The following is an 11664-nucleotide window of genomic DNA, read 5'->3' as shown; positions in this document are numbered from 1 at the left end:
CCCAAAGGTCAGCCCTCTTTGGTTTCTCAATTATTTATCCAAAATACTTAGTGTGTAAGTGAAAACACCCATCACCATGAACTTATTGTATTTGTAGAATTCCACTTCTGAATTCGCATTCGTATATTGAAGCGTCGTCGCCAGGTTCCAATTTTTTGTGAGCTCTTTAGTAAGAATTCCCGTCAATGCAATGGTCGTGTCCGTTCGCGATGTTGAAGCCTCGCCATAGTTTTGGCTACCATAGTCCAAACGCACGACGGAATTGCTGCGCCAGAAGGTCGGGAAACCATAGCTTACACCTAATCCCATGCGATTATAGCGGTAGTTTTTTCCCTCGGAATTATTCACCAAATAACTTACGTCTGCCGAAATACTTTTTTCTCCCTTTAAATCCAAAAGTTTTGTGGGCGTAATTGTAATACCGTATTTGTTACCAGTTTGATCGTCATCCGAGGAACTCGTCGCCAAGTATGAGGTGTCTGAAAAAGCCTCCAGCTTTCCTGAAAGGTATAAGTCCCTTTTTATCGGCGTCGCCAAAGTCGTACTGAGGCCGACTGATCGAATGACCTCTTCACGAGTTCCACCCGTAGGAGCCATATAGATGCTTTTCATAGTCGGTAAAAGTTCCCAACTCAGCGAACGCTCTTTTGTGGCAAACTCTTTGTGATACGGAATTGTCAGCGTGAACTCCAAAGGATCTGCGGTCTGTAACGTCGCGTCCCCTTGAAACTTAGTATTGGTACTATAGTAGTCTGAAACCGCAAGCTGTGTACCTAAATCCGAAGTCGGTGTCCGATACCAAACTCCCAAGGCGCTCGCCCCATAATTTACTCTATAGGCCTGTACATCCGTAGCTATATTATTTGAAGCTAAGTTCAAAACGTTCTGATCGTAAACGGGTCCGATGAAGAATGAAAATCTATAGCGCTCTTTTTTGCTCGCGATAAAGTTTTCCATTCGATCAATTTGTTCAAGCATATCATCAGCCGCTTTATCCATTTGCGGGTCATTGGAGTTATCCAGAACGTACTCCATGCTTTTGCGCGCTTCGGGAAATTTTTGTTGTTGATACTCAATTGTTCCCGCAAAAAAAGAAGCCGTCGGGCTGATGGCCGGATCGTTTTCCTCACGGATTTCGACAAACTCTTTACGAGCCTTATCGTAGTCTTTTAATTTAAGGTGGTTCAGCGCTATGTAATAATCTCTTTCTAACGTTTTATCTGCAGGAACCTCCGCAATAGAAAACGTAGCCAAAGATTTATTGTAATCATCCATTTTATAGAGAGTGACTCCATAACGATAAAAGTAAGAGTCGTTTTCAGGATCAAGTTCTGTTGCATCCGAATAAAGCCTGTTGGCTCCCTTGTAGTCTTGATTTTGATAAAGGACGTCCGCTTCCTTAACCAAAACCGAAGCCTTTTCCTTTTTCTTTTGTTTCTCCGCTTGAGAAAGTTTTTCTTGTTGTTCTAGCAAATCGGCTCTTTTTTTTGCCTGTTGTTCTTCAATGCTGATTTGCGCTTGCTCTTGAACGCGTACTTGTTCGCGGACCTGTTTTTCGATTTGCGCCATTTTCACAGGCGAAACAACTTCGGCCTTGTTCGCTGTCGCTTTGGCTTGGATATCACTGGCTTTGGCTTCGACGTCCTTTGCGATAAACCTCGCCATTTCATCACTGGAATTAAAAAGACTAATTTTTTGAATATTTGTTCCAGAGGTAACATAGGCGAAGTAAGGATTCTTATCGACACCATAGAATTCTAAAGTTCTTGGTGCCGTGTCTCCCTTAAAGAATTGAATGACAAAAAAACCGTCCCATACGCGTGGGTTGGCTCTTTGCCGTTTCAAAGAAATCTGCGCCATTTTTTTTGAATCGAAATCCCGAACTCGAATGGAACGGACATCTGTTTTTCCTGAAGGATCATGAAGTTCAACCACAATCGCCTGAGATTGCGAAATTTTAGTATCTAAGGCAAAAGCAGACAGATTTAAAAGTAAACTAAGAAGAATAATCAAAGTTGATCTCATGGTTAATTTCCAACAGGCTGTGGTCGGACGATAACTCGCGTTTTACCCATGGTATCGCGAAGAATATCTTTAACTGCCGTGATATCACTCGCTGTCGTGCGAGGAACCGTTTGTGTAGGCGCTGCTACGGGAACACTGCGAGGATCTTTGATGTCTTTCGCCATCGTAGGATCCATATCTTTTTTATCGATCATCGGAGGAACCGCTTCTTTGGCTGGTGCCGCGACGTCACTCGCCACTTCACGATTTTGAGATCCCATTTCGTTTGGAGTTTGCGATGTCGATGCCGTCTCAACATCCATCTTCTTTACTTCCTCTTTCGGCATGGCCTTCGGAGGCTCAGGTGGAGAATTCGGAGACGCCGTTGTCATCTCTCCCTTTTTAACGAGAACCGCGCTTCCGATAATTTGTCCCTTAGGTCCGACTGAGGCAACAGTCACAGCTCCTTTAAAAGTCACAATCGAAGTCATCTGAGTCGAAGGATTATATCCCGCTAAGAACTGAGTTCCACGAACACCGGCAACCGCTGTGGGAGTTTTAATAAGGAACTTACTTTTTTCTCCATCATAGGTTTGTTCGACGTTGTTACGAACTTTACCTTCAAGAAGGTTCAACTCCACATTCTTCTTTCCAGAAGCGGCGTCGTTTTCGTATTTTGCGATTTGCAATTTGGATTCAGGGTTCACGTTGATAACGTTACGATCCGACATCACGATCTTGGCGCGAGAGTCGGCGGCCGTAATGATAGTATCGCCTTCATAGACCTTCACTCCGACCTTGGCGTCCGAAGTCCCGGTTTTCGCACTTTGGATCTTGACGCTTCCTTTGGTGACCATAAAGACACCGTACATTTGCTCCGCCAAGGCAGCGTTTTGATAAAGAAATAGACTGAGCCCTAAGACACACCACGACAAATACTGTTTTTTCATTCGATTGAACCCTCAGTACTTAGGATACGCGAGTTCTTTTCGGCTTAAAATTGATCCGTGCAAGGTGATTTATTTTTAGACTCTAGACTGGGAAAAATAAACGGAACTTAGTTAAGTTGTAATGTTCTAAAAATGGGGCGGAGTATAAAGAGACTAATATATGAATATAAGAGGGAAAAAATGGTGCACTCGAGAGGATTCGAACCTCTGACCACATGATTCGTAGTCATGTACTCTATCCAGCTGAGCTACGAGTGCACTGTGAAAGAGACGTATTGATAGTCTGCGGCCACCAAAAAATCAAGCATTCTTGATAAAATTGCAAAAAGAAGGCGGCCATTTCCTTGATTATGGGTCAGGGGTGTGGCACTTTGAATCCTCAAGTCGCTTATAACGACCGCGGGAAGGTGGGTGAGTGGCTGAAACCAAGCGTTTGCTAAACGCTCGTACACTCAAAAGGTGTACCGCGGGTTCAAATCCCGCCCTTTCCGCCATTTTAGTTTCTTAAGTGCCCCTCACCAAGGGTTATCAGCTCAACAATTCGGCAAAATAAACGTTAAAAAATGTGAGAAAGAAGTTCGGCCAATTGTCGCCGGTATCTGAGCTTCTGCGTTTCCACGAACCTCTTGTTTGAGCGCGGGGCGGAAGCCACCGCAAGAGCGCTTCCGTGAGTAAAATCGACCAATATTTCCAACCACATTTTTCTTTTTGAAATTTTCAGCTTGGACTCAGCTAACAGATTAGAGAGGTGATAGTTAATTTTTTGCGTCTCTTTGGAAAACTCCGTGGTGGAGGCAAATATCAGTACTGTCAAATGAGGAAACTGTACAACGGCCTCATAATAGAGGCTCAGAAGTTTCTCAAGTTGGCGGTGGGGTTTTCCCTGGGTCGATTCAAATTTCTTCACCACTTGGGCATAAATTGTATCAGACATTCCGCGAACTAAAGCATCTCGGTCCGTGAAGTGACTGTACAGCGCCATCGGCGTCACTCCCAATTCTTTAGCGAGAGCTCGCATAGACAGGCCTTGATGCCCAGCCCTATTGAGCAGTTCAAAAGCGGCGGATAAAATCACTTCATGGCCGATTTGCGCCCCACCCTTGGGTCGTCCTCGCTTCTTCATTTGTTCACCGTGTAAGTCGATTGCACAAGTCCAGATGGAAAAGCCGTGGTCTTTATGTGCGTCAGAGAAACTTCTTCATTCAGGAATCCGAAAAGACGTCGTCCTTCACCCAGAAGTACGGGCGCAGTCGTGATCACCATATCGACAATCAACTTTTCACGCAGGAAGGATTGGATAATCTGTCCGCCATCCACATAGGCTTTTCTCCATCCTTCATTCTCGAGGGATTTCATCACTTGTGTCGGAGTAAGATCGACAAGGCGAACCTTACCCTTTAAGCGAGTCGGCACGTCCTCCGGCTTGAGGGTCTTTGACATCACGACGACAGGAATCGCATAAGGCCAGGGGTCGAACGTCAGAGCCTTTTCAAAACTACCTCGCCCCATGATCAATCCGTCAATGTCCTTGATAAAATCGTTGTAGCCGTGATCTTCGCTGGGATCATCTCGGCGCAAAAGCCAATCAATTCCGCCGTCTGATTTAGCTATATACCCATCTAAACTTGTGGCGATAAAGACGTGTCCAGAAATCACAGGAGCCTCCATTTAATATACACTGTATATATATCTGAATAGACCCGTCAATCTCTTGGTGTCGTTTCTTCTCACAAGTATAGGTGAGATTATTCTTCGCCCGTCAATTCCACACGGAAAGCCTTGGTGCAAGTCTTATTCAAAACTACGCGATAAGTATCAGTGGCCGCTCCATCACCCTTAGAAGCTCCAACTTCGCAAATGACTGCTTTTTTATTGCTAGCTAGTGCGCATTCATAAGCCCAGAAGCCATCCTCGTCATAATTGCCAGATGCAAAGTTTTCCGCAACAGAAGCGGCTTTGCTATAACATTGCTTTGCAAGTTCATCAGCCATCGCTGTCGTTGAAATCGATGCGATAGTAAAAAAGGACATTAGGAACAACTTCATAAGAACCTCTTTTGTATAATTTTTTGAGAGCACCAAAATATTCTAGAGGCTTGCATTTTGTCCTGTCAGGATTCGGGTAAAGGAAAAATTACCGATCCGTAAAAAGGTTAAACACAATGCTTAGTGCCCAATGCAGCTCTTAAGGAAGACCGAAGAGCTTACACAAAGAAGTTACATATCTACGGAAGAAACCAACGGATGTTGTCAGGGTTATCCCTCCATCAACACTTCTTAGATTTACAACTTGTTCGCCGTGGCTACATGAAACTTTCCCAAAGTTACCGTAGTTGGGTTCATGGCAGTCTGACTGAACAACGCAAAAATCTTTTCCTCTCACGTTGTCAACTTCTGAAGGATCAACCAACGGGTCCGTTGCAGCGTCTTGGCACTGCACCGACTGCGGCAAGGGATTGCAGCCCAGTTTTTCAAAAGCAGCCAAGGTTCTATCTGCACACGTAGACTTTGAGTTTCTTGTACACTGAATGACTGTTTCGTTAACTTGCGCAGGAGCAGCTAACGCAAAAAAAGAACATAGAGTAGCAATGATAATTTTCATAAAGACCTCCTGATGTCATACCGTCTATCATTCCCCTGGATCTTTTTGTTACAAGTTGAAGAATTTCCTCGGTCACTCCAGAACTCTTTGACCGCATTCGATCTGCGTTCACTGGCAGACCTTGGCCCAGGTGCGCATGATTATAAAGGAAGCCTTTCATTTCCGTTGGTCCCTGCTTTACGATTAGGGGATGCCTCGATTCTCCGAAATGAAATTCTCACATAAGATATTCTTGGCCATTTTTGGAACTGCTGTTTTTGCAGCGGTGACGATCTGCCTTGTTCTTAATGGCATTTTATCAAAAACTCGCACGAACGATTTTAAAGATTCTTATATTGATCACATGAATCTAATGGCAAAGACGCTTGAGCGCATTGAAGATTCGCAATCACAAATTGCTTTTAACGCCGCCGAGACTTTAAAAATTTATGATGAGCAAGGAACTTTAAAATCTAAAAACTTAGAAGCGCTGGCCACATCCCTGGGGCTTAATAAAATCAACATTCACAGCCAAACACACTTAGAGAATTTTCCTGACTTCGACTTGGCAAAATCGTCTGTTTATCAAAGTCCTATTATCAAAGCTGCAAATTCCCAAGTTGGTCAGTACACCTTGGTTGCGAGCATTGACGGAAAAAGAGTCATCGAAGCCATCATCTACTTTGACGATGCGACGAAGATGCTTCGCGAAATGATCCAACATGACGTCGACAATCTTTCCGTGGAGCTTATCGGGCCTAACAATGAAAGCCTGGGGCGACTTCGCAAAGAAGACTTCAATGAAGCTTTAGATCTGCCAGTCGTTTTAAAAAAATCTGATGGCGCATATGTCGAAGGTGACACGATGACGGTCCTCACCTCTTTAAAAGGGACGATGAATAAGGACTACCGTCTTGTCGCAACGATTTCGACGCAGACTTTGGAGAAAGAGCTTCGAAAGGTTCATCTGACTCTTTTGATCGTCGCTTTGTCTCTTATTGTCTTTGCGTTGTGGCTTTCTCAGATTCTTACGAAGACTTTGCTTAAGAAAATTGATGTGATTTTTAAGACGTTGGAAAAAATCACCCAGACTCAAGATTATTCTCAACGTGTTTTGGTATCTGTGAAAAATTCCAAGGATGAATTAGATGCCTTAGGAAAAAATTTGAATCACATGCTTAGCACTTTACAGTCGCACCAAGCACAATTATTAGAAACCGAGAGAGATCGAGCCCGCAGTCAAATTGCCGCTCAAGTCGCCCATGATATTCGCAGTCCTCTTATGAGTATGAACATGGCCTTATCACAAATTGAAAGCTCTCAGCTTGAACCTTTGGCCATTCTAAAAAGTGCTGTTGCAAGAGTTGCAGGTATCGTGCAAAAGCTTTCTTCTGTTTCTGCAAAGCCTGACGAAGAATCAACGGTCGAAGCTCCAAAACTCACATTGATAGAGCCTTTGATCACCAGTGTTTTTAACGAACACAGCGTTCGCAGGCTTGCAAATCAAACACTCCTTCTTCACGGAATCACCGCTCGTCCCCAGGTGTGGAGCGTGGTTCAAGTAAACGAAATCCAATCAGCGCTTTCAAATATCATCAACAATGCGTTTGAGGCGGGTGCCAACGAAGTCACTCTCAGTCTTACGTTGGCTCCAAAAGAATGGACCCTGGCGGTTAAAGACAACGGCAAGGGAATGTCTTCGGCTGTCTTAGAGAAAATCTTTGAACGCAGCTTCACTTTCGGAAAGAAAACAGGTTCCGGCCTTGGACTCTTTCAAGCTAAAGCCGCCATTGAATGGAGTGGCGGAACTCTTGAAGTACAATCAGCTGAAGGTCAGGGCACCACATTTACTTTGCGCATGCCTCGTGAAAAAACCCCGTCTTGGGCTCCTTCAGTCATTGAGGTCAATTCAGATCAACCAATTGTCTTCGTCGATGACGATAAAAATGTGCTCAATGCTTGGCGAGAAAAAATTCAATCCATGGGTCTTCAGCAAGCTTCCTTCTTTGCCAGCACCGAGGAGCTGCGAAATTCATTTTCGTTGTCTTCGTGGCCCGAACAAGCTTTGCTAGTCATTGACCAAAATTTAAATGAGAGTACAAAAGGCCTAGAAATTCTAGGTGAGCTGGGTATCGGAAAAAGAGCTTATCTTTGCACGACAGATTTTGATGATAAATGGATCCAAGATCAGGTCAAAAAAATCAACGGCCATTTAATTCCGAAAATTTGGGTTTCACAGTTTGAAATTAAAGTGAGGACTTCTTAATGCGCATTCTGATAGTCGATGATGAAACGTTAGTTCGTAAAACGATGCAGTCTCAAATTGCTGGGTCGCACGTTGTATCTTTGGCAGATTCCATGGAGGAGGCTCTTGATATTCTCGACAAACAATTAATCGACTTGGTCTTCACAGATCTTTCTTTGGATGAATCCCAAGAGCGCACGGGTTTGCAACTGATCCAAGAAATCTCCAAAAACTATCCAACGACCGTCGTTGTCGCTATGACTGGACACGATGAATCCCACTTAGTTGAAGCGTGCTTAAAAGCCGGTGCCGTAGATTATCTTTTGAAGCCTTTTGATGCAAAAACGTTGGCGCAAGTAGTTCGCAAAGCTCCGGTCTTGCATCGCCTTTTGCGTCGCAATCAAACATTGAAACACCAAGCGGGTTCTAAACTTGTCACTCACATCAATCTTTATACAAAGTCCCCAGCCTATAAAGCCGTGCTAGAGACAGCGAAAAAGATTCGCGGCTCCGGACAGTCTGTTCTTATTCGCGGTGAAAGTGGTTCTGGTAAAGAAGTCATGGCTCAATATCTTTGGAGCCTTGAAAACGATGATTCTCGTCCCTTTATCGCCGTTAACTGCGGAGCTATTCCTTCGCACCTGGCAGAATCAGAACTCTTTGGTCATAAAAAAGGGGCTTTTACAGGTGCTACAGAAAATCGCGCCGGAAAATTTGAAAGCGCGGATGGCGGGGATTTATTCCTAGACGAACTGGCGACTTTGAACATTGACCTTCAGGTAAAACTTCTTCGCGCTTTAAGCAGTGGCGACATTTATCCCGTGGGACACGATATTGGAAGAAAAGTAAACTGTCGGACAATCGCTGCTACCAATGAAAATTTGGAAGAATTAATCCGCGAGAAGAAATTCAGAGAAGATCTCTTCTTCAGAATTAAAAAATTCACTATCACGCTGCCGCCACTTCGTGAACGCAAAGAAGATATCATGGACTTGGCCAACGAATTTCTAAGAGGCAGCAACTATCGCGAAAAGTCTTTCAGCCCTCAAGCAGAAGATTTGCTTATGAAATACTCTTGGCCGGGAAATATTCGCGAATTGAAGTCAGCCATTGAAGTTGCTTGTGTTCTGGTTGATGGCAATGAAATTCAACCAAGTGATCTCACACCTCATCTGGTTCAGTCGGCACCTGTCTATGAAGAAGTTATTAAAAACAGCTCTATCGCTGAAATTGACGAAAAGGCACTAGAAGGCCGTTACAGTCACGTGGTTTCCGAGTTTGAGATGAAGCTGATCGACTTTGCCCTAAAGAAAAAGGGCTCAGAGTCCGCAGCCGCTCGTTACTTGGGAATTCCTCGCAGCACTTTAGGTGATTTGCGTCGCCGTCTGCAAGGAATCAAAAAATAGATCCTGCGATTTTAAGGATATAAAACAGGATTTTTTGTAAAGGCCTCAATAAAGTTACGCTTTGTTTTAAATTTTTCTGAATTATAAATATCTTCCGCTCTTACTTCAAACTCGGGGCTTGCCTGAACAGAAAGGCCCCCTTGTTGAGATTCCACAAGCCAGCGGACTGCCCAAGCCTCTGCAAAGTCATCCCTGTGATTTGAAGCTGCATAGCTAGTTACGAAATCTGACTGTGAGAGACCTTTATAAAGAAGCACCATCTCTGTGTTCACATCAACATAGGACTCACAGTTATAAAAACAAAGTTTGCTACGAAATGAAAAATCCTTTTCTGGTTTTACCGTGAGAAAGTCTTTCCAACTAATGTCACCCCAAGAGTTTGGCGCCATGTAGGGTTTGCACTCACGATAGTAGGCTTCATCTGTGTCGATATCTCTATCAAAACAAGTGGGGTCGCCAAGTTCCTCTTTGTTAAGTTTGTTAGCATAGTCAAATAGATGACCAAATTCGTGAACAAAAACATAATGAAGTAGCGGAGTTGCTTGCGCTGTTTTCAACTGGGGGTAAGGCAACGGCGCTTGAAATTCATTTTCAACCTTCGTGAAGTTCATCTGCTCTTTCCATGTTGCCCACCCACCAAACGATGGCTGAGTTTCAAGAACACTTTTTCTTACACCCATGATGGCACCTGGAAGACGAATGCCATTTCCTTCTTCATCGCGAGCATAAACACTGCTCGCATAGCCCGTCGCATAGAATTCACGCTCAATAAAAATTCTTCGTAAAGAGCAGAACATCCCTTTATTAAGATCGTCCATAGAATCATAGATTTCTTCGATGACTGGTTTATACTTCTCTTCACCACCCAGGCAGGGACGCTCTAAGACCCGGGACCAATCGTCAGAAGGATCGACTTCACAAAGCACCTTTGCGATATTGCCACGACAATCTGTGGGGCGAACCCAAGACGACTCCTCCGAAGGCAGTGTTTCAGTGGTCACTTGAAAGAAATCGGGACTGCCCCCGATGGATTTCAATGCGGGTTCAGAATTCTTCTGAGAGCATGCGCTTATTAAACAACTCAACGCTAGAAAGGACATCACTACAACATTCTTCATGGGCATCAACCTTGCTTTCTTCAGTTCCGACGGAGGCCTATATGGTTCGCGCTATCTTTGGAGCAATTCTATTTTTTACAGTCATTTCAAACGCTCAGGAATTTAATAGAAGCCCCATTATTCTCACATCCAAATCAGAGACCTCTAAAAATATTATCGAACTGACCAAAAAGGTGACAGTGCCTCTCTATGAGGGCAACAAGCTCCTCGCTCTTCTTAATGAAACAACGGCCGAAGAGGAAGCACTTTCTGAAGCCCTCGATAGTGAATTTGCCAAAAGGGCTCCTCCAGATTTTGATGATAAAATTATGGATATCGTCACAGGTCAGCACGAGTTATCGCCCATTGCCCAATATATCGCGGAACCTGGTGATGGTGACCCTCTTTACACAAAAATCAATCGTTCGCTGCGCTCAGGTAAAAAATTGTCCAAGGGACTTGCTGACTTTGTTGCCAAGTTTGAAGGAGCTCTCGATAAAATTCCTTCAGTTCATGCTCTTTCGTATCGCGGCGCTATTTATTCAAAGAAAGTCACAAGCGCTTACTTACCTGGAAGCACTCTTGCGGAAAAAGGGTATTTTTCGACGTCTGTTTCCCTGAGTGTCGCAAAGAAATTTCTAGTGAATAACGATGGTCGTTCTGGAAAACCCGTGTTGTACGTGATCTATGGAGAAAATGGAAAATCCATTTCACAAATCAATCCCGAATATCAAGGCGAAGCGGAAATTCTTTATCGGAAGAACACAAATTTCTGTGTCACAGGCCGCAGCACTCCCGCCACAAAAGAGGAAGTGCTGATTGTTTTACTTCGTGAAGTTAAAACAGATTGTTCTGAATTAAACTAGTAAAGCTTAGAGAGCTCCATGGAATACTTCCCTGGGGCGTATTCGCTAAGGCGTTTTTTATAAAGATCTTGGAAGAACTTATCTTTCACCGCAAAGCTTGCATAAGGATAGATCGCAATACCACCGCGCGGAGTAAACTCCCCAACAACTTCGATGTATTTTGGCTTCATCAATTTCACAAGATCGTCACAGATCGTTTGCACGCAGTCTTCGTGGAAATCCCCGTGATTACGGAAGCTGAAAAGATATAGCTTCAACGATTTTGATTCGACCATTTTTTTATCGCCGATGTAGTTAATGAAGATTTTCGCGAAATCAGGTTGGCGTGTCTTCGGACACAAAGATGTAAACTCCGTACAAACAAATGTCGTCCACGCGATTTTGCCTGGATTCTTATTGTCAAAAGCCTCAAGCACTTCAGGTGCGTAAGTCTCTGGGTATTTTGTTTGGTTTTCACCCAAAATAAAGTTCTCTAGTTCTTTTGCGTCTCTGCCTGATTTCTTTTTCATAGTGGTG

Annotated in this window: 11 protein-coding genes and 2 tRNA genes; 4 read left to right on the top strand and 9 right to left on the bottom strand. The window is 43.9% G+C overall.

Going from position 1 to position 11664, the window contains the following annotated elements:
- Positions 1–30: 30 nt before the first annotated feature.
- The 3 genes from ACL934_RS00525 to ACL934_RS00515 all read right to left on the bottom strand — a co-directional run bounded on the left by ACL934_RS00525 (position 31) and on the right by ACL934_RS00515 (position 3212).
- Positions 31–2025, bottom strand: a complete 1995-nt coding sequence (locus ACL934_RS00525; RefSeq protein ID WP_413612904.1) for a tetratricopeptide repeat protein — start codon at positions 2023–2025, stop codon at positions 31–33.
- Between the two features lie 2 nt (positions 2026–2027).
- On the bottom strand, positions 2028–2954 hold the full coding sequence (locus ACL934_RS00520) for a FecR domain-containing protein (protein WP_374076710.1): 927 nt from the start codon (positions 2952–2954) through the stop codon (positions 2028–2030).
- A gap of 181 nt (positions 2955–3135) precedes the next feature.
- Positions 3136–3212, bottom strand: a tRNA-Arg gene (locus ACL934_RS00515).
- Between the two features lie 143 nt (positions 3213–3355).
- Between ACL934_RS00515 and ACL934_RS00510 the strand changes: the two genes are divergently transcribed.
- A tRNA-Ser gene (locus ACL934_RS00510) sits at positions 3356–3448 on the top strand.
- Positions 3449–3510: 62 nt separating this feature from the next.
- On the opposite strand, the gene ACL934_RS00505 is transcribed toward ACL934_RS00510, so the two are convergent.
- From ACL934_RS00505 to ACL934_RS00490, 4 genes are all read right to left on the bottom strand, one after another.
- Positions 3511–4077 (bottom strand): TetR/AcrR family transcriptional regulator, encoded by a 567-nt coding sequence (locus ACL934_RS00505; protein ID WP_413612903.1) that lies wholly within the window; start codon positions 4075–4077, stop codon positions 3511–3513.
- Complete coding sequence (locus tag ACL934_RS00500) at positions 4074–4610, bottom strand: dihydrofolate reductase family protein (RefSeq protein ID WP_413612902.1); 537 nt, start codon at positions 4608–4610, stop codon at positions 4074–4076. The genes ACL934_RS00505 and ACL934_RS00500 overlap by 4 nt, the downstream gene beginning before the upstream one ends.
- Positions 4611–4699: 89 nt before the next feature.
- A complete protein-coding gene (locus tag ACL934_RS00495) occupies positions 4700–4999 on the bottom strand; it encodes a hypothetical protein (RefSeq protein ID WP_413612901.1) in 300 nt (99 codons plus the stop codon).
- A 139-nt stretch (positions 5000–5138) separates the two neighbouring features.
- Positions 5139–5555, bottom strand: coding sequence for a hypothetical protein (locus ACL934_RS00490; protein WP_413612900.1), 417 nt, complete (start codon positions 5553–5555; stop codon positions 5139–5141).
- A 208-nt stretch (positions 5556–5763) separates the two neighbouring features.
- Here ACL934_RS00490 and ACL934_RS00485 point away from each other — a divergent pair, with 208 nt between their 5' ends.
- Together ACL934_RS00485 and ACL934_RS00480 are read left to right on the top strand one after the other, a co-directional pair.
- On the top strand, positions 5764–7800 hold the full coding sequence (locus ACL934_RS00485; protein ID WP_413612899.1) for an ATP-binding protein: 2037 nt from the start codon (positions 5764–5766) through the stop codon (positions 7798–7800).
- Entirely contained in the window at positions 7800–9185 is a 1386-nt protein-coding gene (locus ACL934_RS00480; protein WP_374076701.1) for a sigma-54-dependent transcriptional regulator, read from the top strand. The genes ACL934_RS00485 and ACL934_RS00480 overlap by 1 nt, the downstream gene beginning before the upstream one ends.
- A gap of 11 nt (positions 9186–9196) precedes the next feature.
- Here the strand turns inward: ACL934_RS00480 and ACL934_RS00475 are convergent, their stop codons facing one another.
- Entirely contained in the window at positions 9197–10303 is a 1107-nt protein-coding gene (locus ACL934_RS00475) for a hypothetical protein (RefSeq protein ID WP_413612898.1), read from the bottom strand.
- A 41-nt stretch (positions 10304–10344) separates the two neighbouring features.
- Between ACL934_RS00475 and ACL934_RS00470 the strand changes: the two genes are divergently transcribed.
- Complete coding sequence (locus ACL934_RS00470) at positions 10345–11148, top strand: ADP-ribosyltransferase (protein WP_413612897.1); 804 nt, start codon at positions 10345–10347, stop codon at positions 11146–11148.
- On the opposite strand, the gene queF is transcribed toward ACL934_RS00470, so the two are convergent.
- Positions 11145–11657 carry a preQ(1) synthase gene (queF, locus tag ACL934_RS00465; protein WP_374076696.1) on the bottom strand — a complete coding sequence of 171 codons (513 nt, stop codon included), beginning with the start codon at positions 11655–11657 and terminating at the stop codon, positions 11145–11147. The genes ACL934_RS00470 and queF overlap by 4 nt on opposite strands.
- Positions 11658–11664 lie beyond the last annotated feature (7 nt).

Origin of the sequence: Bdellovibrio sp. HCB-110 (genome assembly GCF_047323225.1) — a bacterium.
GTDB lineage: Bacteria > Bdellovibrionota > Bdellovibrionia > Bdellovibrionales > Bdellovibrionaceae > Bdellovibrio.
Note: the sequence above shows the minus strand (reverse complement) of the source record. Positions and strands in the feature narration are given on the sequence as shown.